General features: G+C 55.1%; 22 protein-coding genes. 15 read left to right on the top strand and 7 right to left on the bottom strand.

Annotation, left to right across the window (positions count from 1 at the left end):
* Nucleotides 1-82: 82 nt before the first annotated feature.
* Nucleotides 83-601 (bottom strand): transcription termination/antitermination NusG family protein, encoded by a 519-nt coding sequence (locus tag JFT44_RS25435; RefSeq protein WP_198831360.1) that lies wholly within the window; start codon nt 599-601, stop codon nt 83-85.
* 264 nt (nt 602-865) lie between these two features.
* Here JFT44_RS25435 and JFT44_RS25430 point away from each other — a divergent pair, with 264 nt between their 5' ends.
* From JFT44_RS25430 to JFT44_RS25420, 3 genes are all read left to right on the top strand, one after another.
* On the top strand, nt 866-1210 hold the full coding sequence (locus tag JFT44_RS25430; RefSeq protein ID WP_198831359.1) for a helix-turn-helix domain-containing protein: 345 nt from the start codon (nt 866-868) through the stop codon (nt 1208-1210).
* Between the two features lie 60 nt (nt 1211-1270).
* A complete protein-coding gene (locus JFT44_RS25425; RefSeq protein WP_198831358.1) occupies nt 1271-1747 on the top strand; it encodes a DUF6392 family protein in 477 nt (158 codons plus the stop codon).
* 119 nt (nt 1748-1866) lie between these two features.
* Complete coding sequence (locus tag JFT44_RS25420) at nt 1867-2232, top strand: hypothetical protein (RefSeq protein ID WP_198831357.1); 366 nt, start codon at nt 1867-1869, stop codon at nt 2230-2232.
* Between the two features lie 44 nt (nt 2233-2276).
* On the opposite strand, the gene JFT44_RS25415 is transcribed toward JFT44_RS25420, so the two are convergent.
* The 4 genes from JFT44_RS25415 to JFT44_RS25400 all read right to left on the bottom strand — a co-directional run bounded on the left by JFT44_RS25415 (nt 2277) and on the right by JFT44_RS25400 (nt 5009).
* Nucleotides 2277-2441 carry a CrpP family ICE-associated protein gene (locus JFT44_RS25415; protein ID WP_198831356.1) on the bottom strand — a complete coding sequence of 55 codons (165 nt, stop codon included), beginning with the start codon at nt 2439-2441 and terminating at the stop codon, nt 2277-2279.
* Nucleotides 2442-2580: 139 nt separating this feature from the next.
* Nucleotides 2581-2856, bottom strand: coding sequence for a hypothetical protein (locus JFT44_RS25410; RefSeq protein WP_198831355.1), 276 nt, complete (start codon nt 2854-2856; stop codon nt 2581-2583).
* Nucleotides 2849-3496 carry an AAA family ATPase gene (locus JFT44_RS25405; RefSeq protein WP_198831354.1) on the bottom strand — a complete coding sequence of 216 codons (648 nt, stop codon included), beginning with the start codon at nt 3494-3496 and terminating at the stop codon, nt 2849-2851. The genes JFT44_RS25410 and JFT44_RS25405 overlap by 8 nt, the downstream gene beginning before the upstream one ends.
* A gap of 550 nt (nt 3497-4046) precedes the next feature.
* Nucleotides 4047-5009: an IS30-like element ISPpu17 family transposase gene (locus tag JFT44_RS25400; protein WP_004577240.1), complete on the bottom strand. Its 963-nt coding sequence runs from the start codon at nt 5007-5009 to the stop codon at nt 4047-4049.
* Nucleotides 5010-5344: 335 nt separating this feature from the next.
* On the opposite strand from JFT44_RS25400, the gene msrB reads away from it, so the two are divergent.
* The 4 genes from msrB (at nt 5345) to JFT44_RS25380 (ending at nt 8139) form a co-directional block, all read left to right on the top strand.
* Nucleotides 5345-5788: a peptide-methionine (R)-S-oxide reductase MsrB gene (msrB, locus tag JFT44_RS25395; RefSeq protein WP_003464965.1), complete on the top strand. Its 444-nt coding sequence runs from the start codon at nt 5345-5347 to the stop codon at nt 5786-5788.
* 1 nt (nt 5789) lies between these two features.
* Nucleotides 5790-6329, top strand: coding sequence for a peptide-methionine (S)-S-oxide reductase MsrA (msrA, locus tag JFT44_RS25390; RefSeq protein ID WP_003464967.1), 540 nt, complete (start codon nt 5790-5792; stop codon nt 6327-6329).
* A gap of 140 nt (nt 6330-6469) precedes the next feature.
* Entirely contained in the window at nt 6470-7174 is a 705-nt protein-coding gene (locus JFT44_RS25385; protein WP_003464969.1) for a glutathione S-transferase N-terminal domain-containing protein, read from the top strand.
* On the top strand, nt 7171-8139 hold the full coding sequence (locus tag JFT44_RS25380) for a magnesium and cobalt transport protein CorA (RefSeq protein WP_003464971.1): 969 nt from the start codon (nt 7171-7173) through the stop codon (nt 8137-8139). Before JFT44_RS25385 ends, JFT44_RS25380 begins: the two co-directional genes overlap by 4 nt.
* Nucleotides 8140-8343: 204 nt before the next feature.
* Here the strand turns inward: JFT44_RS25380 and JFT44_RS25375 are convergent, their stop codons facing one another.
* Nucleotides 8344-8511 (bottom strand): hypothetical protein, encoded by a 168-nt coding sequence (locus tag JFT44_RS25375; RefSeq protein ID WP_016487060.1) that lies wholly within the window; start codon nt 8509-8511, stop codon nt 8344-8346.
* Between the two features lie 75 nt (nt 8512-8586).
* On the opposite strand from JFT44_RS25375, the gene JFT44_RS25370 reads away from it, so the two are divergent.
* The 3 genes from JFT44_RS25370 to JFT44_RS25360 all read left to right on the top strand — a co-directional run bounded on the left by JFT44_RS25370 (nt 8587) and on the right by JFT44_RS25360 (nt 10456).
* Nucleotides 8587-9600 carry a zinc-binding alcohol dehydrogenase family protein gene (locus JFT44_RS25370; protein WP_002118279.1) on the top strand — a complete coding sequence of 338 codons (1014 nt, stop codon included), beginning with the start codon at nt 8587-8589 and terminating at the stop codon, nt 9598-9600.
* 72 nt (nt 9601-9672) lie between these two features.
* The gene (locus JFT44_RS25365) at nt 9673-10104 is read left to right on the top strand and encodes a heme-binding protein (RefSeq protein ID WP_005006001.1); all 432 of its coding nucleotides are present in this window, start codon (nt 9673-9675) and stop codon (nt 10102-10104) included.
* A 58-nt stretch (nt 10105-10162) separates the two neighbouring features.
* Complete coding sequence (locus JFT44_RS25360) at nt 10163-10456, top strand: DUF1330 domain-containing protein (protein ID WP_010591688.1); 294 nt, start codon at nt 10163-10165, stop codon at nt 10454-10456.
* A 325-nt stretch (nt 10457-10781) separates the two neighbouring features.
* Here JFT44_RS25360 and JFT44_RS25355 read toward each other — a convergent pair whose 3' ends face one another.
* On the bottom strand, nt 10782-11252 hold the full coding sequence (locus tag JFT44_RS25355) for a hypothetical protein (protein WP_003464979.1): 471 nt from the start codon (nt 11250-11252) through the stop codon (nt 10782-10784).
* A gap of 467 nt (nt 11253-11719) precedes the next feature.
* Between JFT44_RS25355 and JFT44_RS25350 the strand changes: the two genes are divergently transcribed.
* From JFT44_RS25350 to JFT44_RS25330, 5 genes are all read left to right on the top strand, one after another.
* The gene (locus JFT44_RS25350) at nt 11720-12322 is read left to right on the top strand and encodes a sulfite oxidase-like oxidoreductase (protein WP_003464980.1); all 603 of its coding nucleotides are present in this window, start codon (nt 11720-11722) and stop codon (nt 12320-12322) included.
* Nucleotides 12315-13061, top strand: coding sequence for a ferredoxin reductase (locus tag JFT44_RS25345; protein WP_002118292.1), 747 nt, complete (start codon nt 12315-12317; stop codon nt 13059-13061). Before JFT44_RS25350 ends, JFT44_RS25345 begins: the two co-directional genes overlap by 8 nt.
* A gap of 453 nt (nt 13062-13514) precedes the next feature.
* Nucleotides 13515-13787, top strand: a complete 273-nt coding sequence (grxC, locus tag JFT44_RS25340) for a glutaredoxin 3 (protein ID WP_005005995.1) — start codon at nt 13515-13517, stop codon at nt 13785-13787.
* 67 nt (nt 13788-13854) lie between these two features.
* The gene (locus JFT44_RS25335) at nt 13855-14136 is read left to right on the top strand and encodes a DUF427 domain-containing protein (protein WP_003464986.1); all 282 of its coding nucleotides are present in this window, start codon (nt 13855-13857) and stop codon (nt 14134-14136) included.
* Nucleotides 14137-14305: 169 nt separating this feature from the next.
* Nucleotides 14306-14572: a hypothetical protein gene (locus JFT44_RS25330; RefSeq protein WP_003464988.1), complete on the top strand. Its 267-nt coding sequence runs from the start codon at nt 14306-14308 to the stop codon at nt 14570-14572.
* Nucleotides 14573-14935: the final 363 nt, after the last annotated feature.

Here is a 14935-nt window from a genome sequence, read left to right as displayed (position 1 = left end):
TGTGGATGCACAAAGACACCACCAGGCATAAACCTGGCAGTGGGAATTTGTATAGTTGATGTTTAGGTTTACGTGGATAAGATCAAGAGTCGCTATCAATTGAAGAGCAGATTCTTGAATAAGGAAGATTGCCTAATTTCAGAAGACGCTCATGATCTTTTTGAAGCAGAGAAAACAAAGCTGCTTGCCGTTGTAACTCTGACTTTATTTCTACGATGGCAGACCATGCGCCCTGCATATCAGGCGGAAGGTTTCTAAGCTCAAGGCAAGTGACCGCCTGATTAGGTAGAAGCAACAGCGACTGCTTCAAATCCTCGATGATGGCGTCTGACACGATAGCCGGGATGTTCCCGAAACGCACAAAACCCTTAACCACTGGCAGGTCAGATATTGTGGTGGTGTGCACCTGTTCGAAGTCGAAGCGCAGGAATAAATAGCCGGGAAAAAGCTGCTTTTCTGTGATCCTAACTGCGTTACAGTCCCGGCGCTTTTTAACCTCACACCTGGTAGGAGAGTAAACCTCAACCCCAAGCGCTTTAAGTTTTTCAGTAACCAACTGAAAACCATGGAAATTATGCGTTATCAAAAACCACCCTTGCATACCTTAACCCTCCCTTTTGGGTGCGATCCGCCACAAACGCGCCGTGCAGGACGGGTCTGATGTGGTGTAGCTTTCCTTAATAGTAATGTACAAAAACACAGTACTGATTATACATACAGGTGTTTTCATTGCAACGACCTGTTCACTCCTGACAATTATATGCGTTTCCCGCCACAAAAAATATAATAAATGCATAAAATATAAAAATTGACCTTTTTTTTGAAGGTAGGTGACTGAAAATACAATGATTTTTAGGCGCTAATGATGATCTCTCCTACAAGAAAATTCATAGGCGCCCGCATCAAAGCGCTTAGAAAGGCAAAGGGAATAACCCAAGCCGTTTTGGCCGAAGCCTTGGAATGTGAAAACGCTACTATTAGCCGCTACGAGCGGGGCGAGTATGTCCCTGACAGCGAACAACTACTGAAAATTGCAAAATTACTCGGCGCTTCACCTATGGATATTCTCCCCACAGATGATGACGTTTCTAGGGAAAGGCTCCTAGAGTTACGGGCTACCCTTCAAGATCTGATTTTTACAATTGACAACCCTTCATTTTTAACCAAACTCATCGAGTTAGCAAAAACGACTAATAAAAAAAATTCGTAAAATCATGCACATAGAAACATCACATTTATAAAATTAACGTCGCAGAGATAGGTAATATTAATGGACTCCGCAACCATAGAACTCTGGATCAGAAGCCTGGGGCTCTACTACCACTCTATGGTCAAGAGTGGGGCGATTCCAAAGCTTCCACTGCAATATCTATACGAAGGGGACACCTCATTAGAGATTGAGCCTGTCGTAGGAATCGAAATGAGCTTCTGGCCTGAGACTCTGCGTTTCGAGTCTCTCCACATCACTCTGCAAGAGGACATGCCTGGCGGTATGCCGATTTACACCGGTGAGCTACCTGCGCCCTTCACCTCGGTAATGACAAAAGGCCAGGTGCATTCGATCTTGGGAGAACCGCTGCGTTCAAGAGGACGGCTAGACCTGCCAGGCATGATTAACCCCATGGGTGGCTGGGATACCTATCAGCTTGACTCAGCTATTCACCCTGGCGTCGTAGTGGACTTCCAGTACAATGAGACGTTACAAGTTGAACGACTGAGCTTCTCAGTAATCGACCACAGCGGTTGATGTCAACGCCAACCTGGGCGTTCTATGTTCCTGAAATAAATTAGGCGGGTTTATCTGACCAACTCTCTGGATATGTCAGCAAGACTATTGCCAGGATCTCACATCAAAAGGAATAACTCATGAATAAAAGCATTGCTCTTGCTCTACTCATTTCTACTTCTCTGTTACTGCACGGATGCTCTGCCCTCGACTATAAGACAGGCACCCAAGTCTCGGCACAGCAGTTGGCCCAATTCCAAAAAGGCAAAACCACCCAGCCGCAGGTGATTGCTGCCATCGGACACCCACCAAAGAAAACCGAGGTCAGCAGCAAAGAAATTTGGACTTACCCTTACACGAAGATCGCAGCCCTACCGTTTTCACCCAACATCAACGAAAACACCGTTTTTGAGTGGTCGTCCAAGGGTGTCTTGTTGGACGCCTATAAGAGCGGAGGAACCCCTGGTGAGTCGGGCAACGCTCTACTGGACGCCGCTGGAATGTGATCAGATTGCCATCTGACGGGGACTGCTTGAGGAACACTCAAATTTTAGAATAATTCGAGTTGCCTTGCTTTCTTGTAGCCTCTGATCCATGAGTTTCTGAACTGGGGGGCTTTGTAGGGGCACCCCCACAAAGGCAGGCCATTGGTTGCATCTTGTGCGCCTTTGGCCTCGGCGGTTCGATGAGGATTATTGTCTTTACGTCGATCCATGCTGACGCCCTCCCCTCTTACACTCCCCTTTTCGCTCCAGCGAGCGCAAAGAAAATCCAATTCATTTTTAGCCTGATCGGCTAAGAAACCTCCCGTCATTGTATAGTTAAAATATTAATTCATAAATCATAATTATGAATTAATATCCTTCTCTGGCAAGTACTTCACGTATGATCCCACTGACCGTTCTCTGCCCTTCTCTGCTCCGCTTATTTTTCAAAGCCGCATCCTGCAAGTTCTCAATCATTTGAGGTGGCAAACTGATGCCTATCGCCTGAGCTTTTTGCTCGATTTCAGCACTTTTCACCTTGGATTGACCGAAAGGCTTGTCGGCCAACTCCTGAGCAAGTTTTTCGATTTGATCCGGGGTCGGTTGTTGACGCCCAGTAGCCGATTGGCTTCGGACCTTAACCATAGAACACCTCTTGAACGAGCGACCGGACTTCACCGGCAGCTGAAGGATTGCCAATTTCAAGAACAGACAGGCCTTCGCTGCCTGCGTCTTTGTATGCTTTGCGGTGATAGCCTACCGCTTCAAGTACTTTGAACTGAGGAAACTCCTCGGCATAACTTCGAAACTCTGCCCGCTCCTTTGGCTTCACTTTCAGGTTCGTCGAGGACATCGTCTGATAGAGATAGACATTGCCTTCAAGTCCAGGATTGAGGTCACAAATCTTGATGACTTGCTCTTGAAGCTCTTCCAGGGTATCCAAATCGAACTGAGAACACTGATGAGGTGCAACGCACGCATGTGCAACACTCAATCCCGTTATCAATTCGCGACTGTTGCGACCCGCAACGTCAACAATCACGTAATCAAATTTTCCGTCGAGCGTTGTCAGTGTTGAGGCAATGTTATCTCGTTTTTCGATCAGTGTTATCGCTGGTTTCTTGTCTCCAGACTCTCTTTCCGCGTGCCATTTGGCTGCCGTACGTTGAGCATCAGCATCGACCAGACACACGTCCTTGCCGTCCTTAGCAAGGGCCACAGCAACATTCGTAGCTGTCGTAGTCTTCGACGCCCCCCCTTTGTTACAACCAATAATCACGATCATCGGTAAGTCCTATATTTAGTAATTCATTATTTATAATTCATATTTCATTAATGTGAATTCATAATATATTGATATCCACGTCCCTGCAAACCAAAAATTTCACCACTGGAGAAACTCACCTGTACGTCTGCCCGCCCACTCTGAATCCAGGGAGGATGTGGGAGCAGTTCATAAAAATGAATTCGCAATTATGAATTCATAAAAATAGCTTATTCCAAAACAAAGCACAGAAATAGGGGACGGTAGAGAAAACGGACAAAATCGTACGCTAAGCATGCGGCCTGTCAGGTTGAGGCCATAGAGTTTGACGTTTAGGCGTCAGATAATGCAGAAAGCGGCCCTAGTCTGACGCGATGCCAGTGAGCCGACTGACGTCCAGTTGAGGTGTACTTGGGGTTCGGGGAGCAATGGAACAGTAAACGCACTTAAGCCCAGTACCTGCCCGCAAACCAGCGCTCTGTCTGGGGAGTACGATAAAACCACCGTTTTATGAAACCGCTTTAACGAGCATCAGGAAGGACCGTAAACATCCGAAAAGCGGTTCCTGAATTCAACACATAAGTGCAACGCTCACCCCTGTATGCACTTCGTACGGCGTCTTCCAGCCCAAGCGCTTGCGCGGGCGTAGATTGATCCTCGCTACTGTCCGATTGACGGCTTCGACGGTCAGCTTGCTGAAGTCGCTGCCCTTGGGGAAATACTGGCGGAGCAGACCGTTGGTGTTTTCATTGGTGCCACGTTGCCAGGATGAATAGGGGTCTGCAAAAAAGACCTGGCACTGGCTCCGTAGCGCGATGCGTTCATGCCCGGCAAACTCCCTTCCGTTATCCAGCGTCAGCGTGTGAGCGGCATGGCCCTGAAGCATCAGATTGATCGCCCGCGTTACCTGCCGGCGCGTTCTGCGCTTGACCGGATAGGCGCTCAGATAGCCGCTTTTGCGATCAACCAGGGTCACCAGGTTACCGCCCAGTCCATGTACCGTATCGCCCTCCCAGTCCCCCAGGCGCTCGCGGCTTTCGACCTCGGCTGGGCGTTCACTGATTGACACGCGATTACGCAGCTGCCCGCGCCGATCGTGGCTTCCATAGCGTTTCCGGTAGCGCTTTCGGCGATGTCGCAGATAGGTATAAAGCTCACCACCGGCGCGCTGTTCGGCGGCAATGAACCGATAAATCCACTCATGGCTGACCGCCCGGCTTGGCTGCTCCTGCTTCAACCGCTGGGCGATCTGCTCCGGACTCATGCCATGCTTGAGCCACACCGGGAGATGATGGCTGAGCCATGTCGCCGGCTTGCAAAACTTGCGCGCACCCGCTCGACGAGCATCACTTTCATGGGCCGCAGAAACAGCCTTGTAGATATTCTGGGTGCTGTTGCGGCGAACCTCGCGACTGATCGTCGAGGGATGCACGCCGACCCGCTTTGCAATGCTCGCCTGGCTCTCTGCGGCGCTCAAGCCAGCCTCAATCTGGTAACGTTGTCCCTGAGTCAGCTGCCGGTAATGCGTAGTCATCTGCGCTTGAATCCTTCGGTGTGAGAGCCTGGATTCTACCGGTGGCTGGCTCTCTGCCTCTCGTTTCAAGCGTTGCGCTTATTCTATGAATTCAGGTATGAATTCAGGTATTATATAATCGTGCTTTTGTGTTATTTTTTTAATATTTACTGATTACGTACTTGCTTAACCACTCAGTTGCGCTAGAACTAATAGACGCGAAATTTAAATCTCTAATTTTCCAACACTTAGTAAAACCTCGTTTGCCATCCCACTACCATTGTAGGAGCAAATCAGGAGACATAAAAAATTAGCGGTAGCGTGCCTGGCCCTCTAGATAAGTATTGGAGACTGTAATGAAGTTTGAAAAGTCACAGACAGCAATCGACCACCTGACTCCCGAGCAACACCGAATTACCCAGGAGGCGGGCACCGAAAGGCCCTTCACGGGCGAGTACAACGACAACAAGGAGCCTGGCATCTACGTCGACATAGTGTCGGGAGAGCCACTGTTCGCTTCGACGGACAAGTTCGATTCGGGTACTGGCTGGCCCAGCTTCACCAAGCCGATCGTTTCGGCAAACGTGAACGAGGTGCGGGACAGCGCACACGGCATGGTCCGGACGGAGGTCAGGTCAGTACACGCAGACAGTCATCTCGGCCATGTGTTCCCCGATGGTCCTTCCGACCGCGGCGGTCTGCGGTACTGCATCAACTCAGCGTCCCTTCGCTTCATCCCGCGCGACGAGATGGAGTCCGAGGGATACGGTGAATATCTCGATCAAGTAGAGGAGGCTTAACATGCATCAGCGCGCTGTTCTCGCAGGAGGATGTTTCTGGGGCATGCAGGATCTGATCCGCAAGCGGCCCGGCATCATCTCGACCCGTGTGGGTTACACGGGCGGCGATATTCCGAACGCCACGTATCGTAATCACGGCACGCATGCCGAGGGGATCGAGATTGTCTTCGACCCGACAGTGACGAGCTACCGGAACATCCTGGAATTCTTCTTCCAGATCCACGATCCGACGACGCTGAACCGCCAGGGCAATGATCGTGGGCTCTCCTACCGGTCGGGCATCTATTATGTCGACGAGGAGCAGAAGCGCGTCGCCGAGGATACGATCGCCGATGTGGATGCCTCGGGGCTGTGGGATGGCAAAGTGGTGACCGAGGTCCAGCCGGTCGGCGAGTTCTGGGAGGCCGAGCCCGATCACCAGGATTATCTGGAGAAGCGCCCGGGCGGCTACACCTGCCACTTCGTCCGTCCCGGCTGGGTGCTTCCGAAGCGCCAAAAGGTTGACGACGTACAGCCAGCGGCCGGGACCGCGGCGGAATAGGCTTCACTGCCGTTGCCACTGCGCCGATCCGGTCCGCAATCTTCGTGACCGCGTCGTTCAGCGACGCGGTCATCGAACCCTACTTCAGAGTGACGGCTCGTTCCAGTCAGTCGCCATCGCAACACCAGGATCGCAGATTTATGCCAGACCTCTCGTCCTTTCCGATCACGCAGCGCTGGCCGGCATCTCATCCCGATCGCCTGCAACTCTACGCAGCCCCTACGCCCAATGGCGTCAAGGTCTCGATCATGCTTGAGGAGACTGGCCTGGCGTACGAGCCCCACCTGATCGACATCTCGAACAACGAGTCGAAGGATCCGGCGTTCGTGTCGCTGAACCCGAACGGACGCATACCGGCGATCATCGATCCGGCTGGCCCTGACGGTAGACCCATCGCCTTATGGGAATCCGGTGCGATCCTCCTCTATCTGGCCGACAAGACGGGTCAGTTCATCTCCACCGAACCAGGCCAGCGTTACGAGACCCTAGCGTGGGTGTTCTTTCAGATGTCGGCCATCGGGCCGATGTTCGGTCAGCTCGGCTTCTTCCTGCGATTTGGCGGCAAGGACTATGAGGACAAGCGGCCGCAACAGCGCTTTATCGACGAATCCACGCGTCTGCTGGGGATTCTGGATCGCCGGCTGGAAGGCCGCGACTGGATCGTCGACGACTATTCGATCGCGGACATCGCGACGCTCGGCTGGGTGAATGCGCTGGTGGAATTCTACGCTGCGGGTGACATCCTTGGCCTCAGCAGCTTTTCGAACGTCCGCGCATGGCTTGGACGCGGGCTGGCTCGACCGGCCGTCCAGCGTGGCCTCCACATTCCCGCGAGGCCAGCATGAGCATCATCGCCGCCTATTATTACAACGAAGGCAAGCGAGTTCGCGAAATCGCGCTCGATGAGCACGTCAAGTTGGGCGAGAGTCGCTCGGGCTTCTGCTGGATCGCGCTTAGCGAACCCACCCCCGAGGAACTACTCGCGATCCAAAGGACATATAATCTTCATCCGTTGGCGATCGACAACGCGATGCACCCGCTGTGCCCGCCCAAGCTCGAGGTCTACAACGATGAGTTGTACGTCGTCGCGCAGACCGCCGAGCTGGTCGGCGACCGGATCAGCTACGGCAAGATGGCGATCTTCACCGGTCACAATCACCTTATCACCGTGCGGCACGGCAATGCCGGAGCGCTGGGCAAACTTCGGGAGCAACTCGAGGCATCGCCGACGCAGTTCGGCAAGGGTGTCGACTATGTGCTGCACGCGATCTTGCATCGCGTGGTCGACCAGTATCTGCCCATCTTCGAAATGATCGAGGACGACGTCCTGGCGATGGAGCGACGGTCGCTGCACGATTTCCTCGGGCCAGAAGAGGTGGCGCGAATCTTCGAACTAAGGTCCGAACTCACGCGGTTCCAGCGCACGCTCGGGGCTATGGCCGAGCTGGTGCGAAAGCTCGTTCGCGGCCACTTTCCCTGCATCAGCGCCGAAATGACACCATATTTCCACGACGTCGCGGACCATGTCCACCGCGTGCAGTCCATGGTCGACGGCCTCCTGCTTGTCCTGTCCACGGTCTTTGAGGCCAGCAGCCTTCTTGAAGCGCAAAGGACGGGGGTGATCACCCGCCAGCTGGCGGCTTGGGCGGCAATACTGGCAGTCCCGACGGCGATCGCTGGAATATACGGCATGAACTTTAAGCACATGCCGGAGCTGGACACGGCCTACGGATACTTTGTCGTGCTCGGAGTGATAGCGATATCGTGCGTTTTCCTATTTGTGCGCTTCAAGAAGGCTAAGTGGCTGTGAATACTGCCCATCGTTTTCTTCGCCGTCATCTGACGGTTACAGCGGGCCTTATACGGAAGCTTGTCCAATCCAACTCAAGATGAAGGTGCGTCCATGACATAGCAGCTGACCGACGCTCTACAAGCAGTTCAGTCCTTCATCGCCAAGGGCTAAGACCGCGAATAGCGCGTCAAGGACAGCAATCTCGTCGATCTCGAGCCAGGATCAACCATCGGTCCGTGCGGCATCTGCGTCGACGCGGCGTTTCGCCTCGGAAGCGGTGATGATGGCGATAACGCCTCCACCCTCTACGCGATCACCGATCCGGCGACCGAGCATAAGGGCCTGTTGATCGACGTGTTCGATGAAATCTGCTACCGCGACCCAGTTCAAGAGTCGGGACCTCAATGTAGAAGAAGTTGACTAACGAGCATTCGCGTCATCCGATCAAGCAAGCTGGAGACATTTATGAAAGCCATTGGTTACAAGGTTCCGGGACCCATCGCCGCGGATGCCGCGCTGGTCGACATCAATCTGCCTCGGCCTGTCGCTGCAGGATACGATATCCTGGTTGAGGTGAAGGCCGTCTCGGTCAACCCGGTCGACTACAAGGTCCGCAACAGCACGCCGCCGGCAGATGGCGATTGGAAGGTGCTGGGATGGGATGCCGCCGGGATTGTGCGCGAGGTCGGCCCCGACGTCACGCAGTTCGAGTTAGGCGACGAGGTCTATTATGCCGGATCGATCACACGGCCCGGTACCAATGCGGAGTTCCATCTCGTCGACGCCCGGATTGTCGGTCACAAACCTGCGTCGCTCTCCTGGGCGGAAGCGGCGGCGCTGCCGCTGACGACGTTGACGGCCTGGGAGGCGATGTTCGACCGCCTGGACGTGGCGAAGCCCGTACCCGGTGCGGCGGAGGCGATCCTCATCATCGGTGGCGCGGGCGGGGTTGGGTCGATCGCCGTCCAGATCGCGCGACAGCGCACGGACCTCACCGTCATCGCCACAGCCTCTCGACCGGAAACCCAAGAGTGGGTAAGAGGGCTTGGAGCTCACCACGTCATCGACCATTCTCGTCCGCTCGCGCCACAGATCGCCGAACTCGGCATCGGTGCTCCCGCTTTCGTCTTTTCGACCACACATACCGAGCAACATGTCGCCGACATCGCCGAACTGATCGCCCCACAAGGACGGTTCGGACTGATCGACGATCCCAAGGCATTCGATATCATGGTTTTCAAGCGCAAGGCGGTGTCGATCCACCACGAGCTGATGTTCACGCGGTCGATCTACGGCACGCCCGACATGAATGAGCAGGGCGAGATTCTGGATGCGATGGCAGCGCTGGTTGACGACGGCAAAATCCGCACGACGCTGACCCGGCGACTGTCGCCGATCAATGCCGCCAATCTGAAGACGGTGCATGCACTGATCGAAAGTGGCGCGGCTAAAGGCAAGATCGTCCTCGAAGGCTTCTAACGACCGCGATCGCCAAACATCTTGTCCAACCTCAAAAAGCCGAACGGGTTATGCCCCAGCGATGAGAATCCCATGACCAAATCTATTGCCACCGCCTCGATCAACCGCGAAACCGCAGTCGCCCTCATCGACGCGGCGCTCGCTGCGGCCCGTGCCATCGGCATCCCGGCTGCCGTCGCCGTCGTCGACGCCACCGGTAACCTGCGCGCGTTCGAGCGCACCGACGATGCGCCGTTCCTTACCGTCGATGTTGCCATCGACAAGGCCTGGAGTTCCGCCTCGTTTGGGTTCCCGACCCATGTCTGGAACGACTATGTGACCAACGATCCAAAAGTGGCGCCGCTAGCCTATCGCCCTCGGATGGTCGCTGTCGGCGGCGGTTATCCGATTCTGGAGGATGGGAAGTTGATCGGCGGCATAGGCATCTCCGGAGGCAACTATCAGCAGGATCAGGATGCGTGCGTCGAGGCACTCATGAAAATCGGGTTCCAGTTGCCAGCCTGACGACTGTGAGGCCATCACCGGTGGTAATGGCCAACAGATCCAACCTTTGAGAGGCCTAATGATGGAAGCGTTCGTCGTCTTTACGCGGGAAGAAACCAGCGACCCACATGCACTCGCAACCTATTCTGCAGGCGTCGGACCATCGTTCGATGGTCACGACGTTACCTTTCTCGCCGCTTATGGCGCGATCCAGCATTTGGAGGGGCCGCCCATCGAAGGGGCCGTAATCTTGCGTTTCCCGACGATGCAGGCCGCTCGCGACTGGTATGACAGTCCCGCCTACCAAACCATCGCTGCTCAACGCTTTGCCGGTTCCCGTTACCGCGCCTTTATCATTGAAGGGCGGCGGTGACATACCGACAGAAGCACTTCGGCGCTGACCACGAGGTATCGGCGTGTGAACTCGCATCTTGGGAATCTGTGGGGGGGACCAAGACAGCGGCGCTAGGGGCTCATATCGTCGATCGGATCAGAGAGTTGCTCGGCGAGAATGGGTTATCTATTGCCGAGCTGACGGAGCGGAGCCGCCCTCTCCCAACGGATTGATTCAATCGTTGACGCTCCTCCTATCCGGATCCGGGTTTTCGCACGCTGATCAACAGAGTTACAGCGCGCAACGCCTGTAGTGGGCATCAGGGGATGGGTGGCAATCAGGATGATTGCCCACCTTCCAACGATTAACCTTGCTCAAGTTGCTTCACTAGTCGCTCCGCGTCGAGATGGAAGTCCGAGAAAACAATGCTACCGCCAGCGTCGATAACCGTAAACCACGGAGTTCCTCGTGTGCGGTAGTCTTCCATGAAGGTTGGAAACGGCGAGCCGGTCGGTTGCTCGTCGTGACCGAAAACGATAGGAAGCTCATACTTGAGCTGGTTCACGCGCAACTTCTCGAAGGTATTCTCATGCGTTCCTTCGAAGACGGTCTGGATCACTGCGAACCCCACGTCTTTTGAGCTCAACGCTGCATGCAACTTTTGTAGCGTCGGAAACCCATGCAAATGGCAACCTTGGCACCAATGCTGGAAGGCAAACAAGATTTTCGGGCCGGGCCCGATATCTGACAGTTTGAACGGCGCGATACTTTCCCCATCTTTGCCAATCCATTTTTGCACCCGCAGCTCAGGCGCTTGTCGTTCGATCTCGTTCATCTGATCCTCCAACCCCGATACAGAAGCTTAGTGGATGATCGCGCGTCGCGACGGTGCGCGAACGTCCGACCTTATTTTCCCTATTTCCTGAAGCCAGAATAGATCAGATCGACATTTCGTCCTTAATATACTCAAGCTGCCGGCGAGCGCGAACTGGGCAACCATGCGCTGGTGAGCCTTGAGCTTTGCACGCTGCCCATCCGTTTGAGAGCGAACCTGCAACTTCCGCTCCGCATACCGCAGATCAGCGTACGCAGCCTTGGGGTTATCTACCCTATAGCCATTGGGTATTGGGAATCATGCTGGCCTGACGCTATGTTCGATACGCGATTTTTTACGATGATAGAGCATCTGTATCTGATTTTTAGTCGATTGGCTTATTCGGCGGATGTGCGGGCAAATGCTTTACGCAGAGTACTGAAATGAAGGCCGGCTTCGGTCTGCCGTATCGAGCAAGAGGGGTCACTATGGTCACCAGAGGTTTCACCGGTCGCGGTTCAGGCGACCAGTCCGATCGGATTCCGCCAGGTCAGCATCTGGTGGAGGATTTCCCTGTTCTGTCGGCCGGCCCTACGCCGAGGGTAGAGCCCTCCGACTGGAAATTCACAGTCAAAATTGGTCCGAAGCCCGTCAAAACGTGGAATTGGGGCGAATTCAACACTCTACCAAAGACCCAGGTGACAAAGGATATTCACTGCGTCACCTCTTGGTCCAAACTGGATACCGTTTGGGAGGGTGTACTCATTGAAGACATCCTTGCAGATGCAGAGCTTGATCGGCCTACCGATTTCGTCTTGGCGCACTGCTACGATAATTATTCGACAAACGTCCCTCTGACGGATCTGCTTTCCGGGAAAGCGATGGTCGCCCTCAGTTATGCGGGCAAGCCACTTTCCCGCGATCATGGGGGGCCGGCGCGTCTTCTAGTGCCGCACCTTTACTTCTGGAAATCCGCCAAATGGGTGAATGCGCTGCAATTCACGACGCGTGACGAGGCCGGCTTTTGGGAGCTGCACGGCTATCACATCTACGGCGATCCGTGGCGCGAACAACGATACACCCATGACTGAAAACGAAGCGCAAGTCCGTTCGTGGCAATCATGCGTGATCGACGACATCATCCAGCAAACACCGAGTATCAAGAGCTTCTTCCTTCGGTTGAGCAAGCCGTTCGCGCACACCGCAGGTCAGCACGTCGATATCCGGCTGACCGCGCCCGACGGCTACAGTGCAATGCGCAGCTACTCGATCGCGTCATCGGCAGTTTCGACCCCGATCGTCGAGATAGCTATCGAGCGCATGCCGGATGCCGAAGTTTCGCCGTTTTTTCACGACATCGCGGCGATTGGTGACGAAATCGAAGTTCGCGGTCCGCTCGGTGGCCATTTCCTTTGGCCTGAGCCTGCCATAGATCCGGTTCTGTTGATCGGGGGAGGCTCCGGCCTCGTGCCGTTGATGGCAATGATCCGGCAGCGCCGCGCATTGGCCCAAGCCGTTCCGACAGCGTTGCTCCTGTCCGCACGAACCGCCGAGGACGTTCTCTTCTCAGAAGAACTTCATTGCATCGAAATCAGCGATCCGGCGTTCGTCCTGGCGCTCGCGATTACGCGCGAGAAACCGGTTCGCGCATCGGACTTTGCGCGACGGATCGACGGCATGATGGTCCAAGAAATTCTAACCAGGCTTCAGGGAAAGCCGACGCAAGTGTTCGTCTGCGGGTCTAACGGATTCGTCAACATCGCAACCGATAGCGCGCTGCTGGCGGGCTTGGACGCCTCCATCATCAAGACGGAGCGCTACGGGGGCTAGCGGCGCGAGCTATCTCACGTCGCGCCGATCGTAGACGTGCGCCCTGGGAAGCTTTGGCGATCAACGTGAACCGTTTTGCCGAACACAGTCTTCGTACCCCCCGGCCTCTAGAACGCCTTCGCTCGCGATACCTGGCTCGACATCAAGCTCAATTTGAAAGTTCCTGCACTATCCGTCGTCCTGATATGCTCGACCAGCATGATGGGCGATTCGAGCGGGACCGCTTCCGTCCCAATCGAGGCTCGGTTACCTTAGAGCATCGGCTCGGCGCTACAGGAGGCGCGTGCGGCCTCTGCCTGGCGGTGAAAGCACTTTGGGCCATGTCGCCTGGATAGCGGCCAATCGTCAGCATCTGCTCCGATGTCGGCCAAGGTGCAGTCGCCATCTTTGAACGCCGCGAATTGGAGATCAACGCCATGACAGCGATCCGCGTGCAACTGCCGGAGATGCAATATGACAACTGATGTATTGCTGTACACCACGAATTGGTGCCCGTTCTGCCGCCGAGCGAAGGCGCTCCTCAAGGAAAAGGGCGTGCGATGGAAGGAGCTCGATATTGAGGCGGATCCGGCTCACCGGCAGGCCATGGCGGAAGCGTCGGGGCGAAGCTCCGTGCCGCAGATCTTCATCAATGGCACCCTTATCGGTGGCTCCGATGAGCTATTCGCGCTCGATGTCAGAGGCGAGCTCGACAAACTTCTCGGGCGCAACCCGCCTGCCACCTGAGGAGGTGCGGCTTGGGGCAGCCAGCCCGCGAGCCTTCGCCGGTTGATGAATACAAAAGGAGAGTCCGTTGGTCTCAGCCATCTGGAAAGACACTACTATCGCCACAAGCGACGAAACAGTCATCGTCGAGGGAAATCACTACTTCCCACCGTCAGGAGTCGACCTGAGCCTGCTTGAGATGAGCCCGCACACATCTGTCTGTCCGATCAAAGGCGCCGCGCGCTTCTTTCATGTTCGCGCGGGTGACGCGCTCAACGTGAACGCCGCTTGGACCTATCCCGCCCCCACTCCGGATGCCGAGGGTATCCGGGATTACATCGCTTTCTGGAAAGGCGTGGACGTTGCCTAGCAGACTGGACGGACGACTTCGCTGATAGCCATGCGGGCGCCGACATCTCAATTATCCTGCCCACCCCGGGCCTCGTCGGCTGCAGGAATCTGCCCGGCACCTTAGCGCGACCCGGCACTGGCGGTCTCGCACCCGCCGCGCCTCTGTTCTATCAATAAGGATGGATGACATGGAGCATTCCGAGTTCGATGCCGCTTTCGCGAAGCTTGCGGAGGGATACAGAGAAGGGACTTATGAAGGCCGGCGTTTCAGCTTGATCGTCCGGCGATCTGGGGACGGACGTCGCAACAGTCTGTTCGCCAGGGAGTTGGACGGGACTGACATTGTCAGCTTCAACCTCTTCCGCGTTACATCAGATAGGACATTGTTGAAGCCGTGCGAAATGTCCGCCGAAAAGGTCGTAGCGTTCGTGCTGGAGTTCCGACCGGACACCTGACGGGCAGAAGAAGATCCCGGCCAACCGGCGCGCCTGCGACGGCCGGCTATCTAAGGCTGCGCAAGCCTATAGCCGCAGCTCATTGCACTTCGTCTGGCGAGGAATTCAACATCGATACGTCGCCATCCGCGGGGATATCGGTACAGGCGCCCGTGTAAGCCAGATTGAGAAATCCTAAGCGATGACTAACACCAATGACGCCACCCTTCCGACACATTCTATTCTTGAGGAATGCACAGCGATGGCTGTCGTCAACGCTCTGAAGATTATTCTGAAGAACAGCTACGCGATCTACCTTAAGACAAAAAATGCCACTCGGGCGCATCCCGCCCCTACTTCAGGGACTTTCACTTGCTTCTCGCT

This window comes from Pseudomonas sp. MF5691 (assembly GCF_016405645.1).
In the GTDB taxonomy this organism is placed as follows: Bacteria; Pseudomonadota; Gammaproteobacteria; order Pseudomonadales; family Pseudomonadaceae; genus Aquipseudomonas; species Aquipseudomonas shahriarae.
Note: the sequence above shows the minus strand (reverse complement) of the source record. Positions and strands in the feature narration are given on the sequence as shown.

Bases quoted from the DNA above. Each gene is read 5' to 3' on its own strand.
- JFT44_RS25435 (WP_198831360.1), bottom strand. From the start codon at position 601: ATGCAAGGGTGGTTTTTGATAACGCATAATTTCCATGGTTTTCAGTTG.
- JFT44_RS25430 (WP_198831359.1), top strand. From the start codon at position 866: ATGATCTCTCCTACAAGAAAATTCATAGGCGCCCGCATCAAAGCGCTT.
- JFT44_RS25425 (WP_198831358.1), top strand. From the start codon at position 1,271: ATGGACTCCGCAACCATAGAACTCTGGATCAGAAGCCTGGGGCTCTAC.
- JFT44_RS25420 (WP_198831357.1), top strand. From the start codon at position 1,867: ATGAATAAAAGCATTGCTCTTGCTCTACTCATTTCTACTTCTCTGTTA.
- JFT44_RS25415 (WP_198831356.1), bottom strand. From the start codon at position 2,441: ATGGATCGACGTAAAGACAATAATCCTCATCGAACCGCCGAGGCCAAA.
- JFT44_RS25410 (WP_198831355.1), bottom strand. From the start codon at position 2,856: ATGGTTAAGGTCCGAAGCCAATCGGCTACTGGGCGTCAACAACCGACC.
- JFT44_RS25405 (WP_198831354.1), bottom strand. From the start codon at position 3,496: ATGATCGTGATTATTGGTTGTAACAAAGGGGGGGCGTCGAAGACTACG.
- JFT44_RS25400 (WP_004577240.1), bottom strand. From the start codon at position 5,009: ATGACTACGCATTACCGGCAGCTGACTCAGGGACAACGTTACCAGATT.
- msrB (WP_003464965.1), top strand. From the start codon at position 5,345: ATGAAGTTTGAAAAGTCACAGACAGCAATCGACCACCTGACTCCCGAG.
- msrA (WP_003464967.1), top strand. From the start codon at position 5,790: ATGCATCAGCGCGCTGTTCTCGCAGGAGGATGTTTCTGGGGCATGCAG.
- JFT44_RS25385 (WP_003464969.1), top strand. From the start codon at position 6,470: ATGCCAGACCTCTCGTCCTTTCCGATCACGCAGCGCTGGCCGGCATCT.
- JFT44_RS25380 (WP_003464971.1), top strand. From the start codon at position 7,171: ATGAGCATCATCGCCGCCTATTATTACAACGAAGGCAAGCGAGTTCGC.
- JFT44_RS25370 (WP_002118279.1), top strand. From the start codon at position 8,587: ATGAAAGCCATTGGTTACAAGGTTCCGGGACCCATCGCCGCGGATGCC.
- JFT44_RS25365 (WP_005006001.1), top strand. From the start codon at position 9,673: ATGACCAAATCTATTGCCACCGCCTCGATCAACCGCGAAACCGCAGTC.
- JFT44_RS25360 (WP_010591688.1), top strand. From the start codon at position 10,163: ATGATGGAAGCGTTCGTCGTCTTTACGCGGGAAGAAACCAGCGACCCA.
- JFT44_RS25355 (WP_003464979.1), bottom strand. From the start codon at position 11,252: ATGAACGAGATCGAACGACAAGCGCCTGAGCTGCGGGTGCAAAAATGG.
- JFT44_RS25350 (WP_003464980.1), top strand. From the start codon at position 11,720: ATGGTCACCAGAGGTTTCACCGGTCGCGGTTCAGGCGACCAGTCCGAT.
- JFT44_RS25345 (WP_002118292.1), top strand. From the start codon at position 12,315: ATGACTGAAAACGAAGCGCAAGTCCGTTCGTGGCAATCATGCGTGATC.
- grxC (WP_005005995.1), top strand. From the start codon at position 13,515: ATGACAACTGATGTATTGCTGTACACCACGAATTGGTGCCCGTTCTGC.
- JFT44_RS25330 (WP_003464988.1), top strand. From the start codon at position 14,306: ATGGAGCATTCCGAGTTCGATGCCGCTTTCGCGAAGCTTGCGGAGGGA.